This is a genomic window from Mycobacterium sp. SMC-21 (assembly GCF_045310825.1).
Taxonomy (GTDB): Bacteria; Actinomycetota; Actinomycetes; order Mycobacteriales; family Mycobacteriaceae; genus Mycobacterium.
Genome location: NZ_JBJIAO010000097.1, coordinates 1 through 1,460 on the forward strand (window position 1 = coordinate 1; position 1,460 = coordinate 1,460).

General features: G+C 56.7%; 1 protein-coding gene. It reads right to left on the reverse strand.

Translation table 11 applies throughout. The features are described from left to right. Nucleotides 1–723: 723 nt before the first annotated feature. Nucleotides 724–1,460: hypothetical protein (locus tag ACJH6H_RS29680; RefSeq protein ID WP_406776384.1), on the reverse strand; the 737-nt coding region annotated here is incomplete at its 5' end.

Consider the following 1,460-nt stretch of genomic DNA (forward strand, 5'->3'; position numbering starts at 1 on the left):
CATCGTGGTGGATCATCTCGCTTCCCCCGCCAACCTTGCGGGATTCAGCGTGTCCAACACACGGGGTCAAGTCCCCATAGTCCCAACGCGAGCTACGAGAAATGGCACAAGAATCAGGACGATGCACGAGAGGACGCCAAAAATGTCGTGGCCGAGAGCGAAAGACTGCACAGAGATCAAGAGCCGCCTAATTTTCGTTAGGGGCCTAGCAGTCGACGCACGTGTAATTCAACTATAGACCGAGCCGGGCAGTATCACGATCGCAGTGACAAGCAGAGCCTGGAAGTGCCAAATCACACTGGCGATACTCGCACGGACTAAGGACTGACGAAACTGAAACGTGCCACCGCGAGGGCACCTGATGGATCGCGTTCCAAACAACAGTCGTAATTTCCAAAACAGGTTCCAGCTACTGGCTCCTAGCCTTGCAGGCTGCGCACTCCATGTTGCGCCGCAACGCCCTTCAAGCAACCGTGATGTTGCCGGCGACTCTCTAGTGACAGATGTGCAGTTGAAGCGGAACTCCACGCTGGAGGCGTGTTGTCGTTGCCAGCGTTGGGAACGTTAAGAAACGGCAGGTCAGATAGTTGGCGTCGTTGGCTACAGTTCGCGGCACCCGAAGCTGCTCTGGACGAACTGCAGAGAGAGCTGGCGGTTCAAGGCGTCTCCCGCGCCCATCTCGGGGGCACCCCGACCCCCTCGCCGCACTCATGTTGGGCTTGGTCAGTTCCACTGCTCGCTCATCCACTGGTCCCGCCTCGCCTGAAGTTCAGCACGAGTCACTTTGATGAGAGACATATCAAGATGGTTTAGGGGATGTATCCAGTCGTTCAGGATCCGTTTGATATGAACGCGCTCGATGCCCCGGCTCCTTCGGAGGAGGTCATCCGCTATCTCTATGTTGGCCCGGTGGACGCTTTGCCAGTGAAGATTTCGATCCGTGATGTCCACCTGCCTCCATACATCGACCAGGTTGTCTAGGACGTCTGCGTTACAGACTCCTGCTGTACGTAAGCTCAGCACTAAGTCGACGACCTTAGGAACCCGACGGTAGGACTGGTCGCGACCAAGAGGCGATGTCCACTCGCAACCGTGCTCATAAGCCACGTAGTCGACGTAGAGCTGCCCCTCACGCCTCTCAACGATCTCGTTTTGGAAAATCCAATCCACATCGTTTGGCCCATCAAGGAACAGGGCACGCCGTTCCATATCTAGATACCGCTCAATTTCTCCGAGTGTCGCAGGGCAGCCGTCGTATGCCTCGATGTACAAGCCACGTGCGAGATGGTCGTAAAAGCGACCTAGTTGCTCATTGAGAACATCGCTGCTGACGGACCAGCCTGCGCGGACAGCGTCAAGGAGTATCACGAAAGAGGCCGCCTGCGAGCAATGATCAGAACCTGTGGATGAGCCTTGGTAGGGCGGCGTGAATGTGGGCGCGCCTTCCCGGGGATGATCAC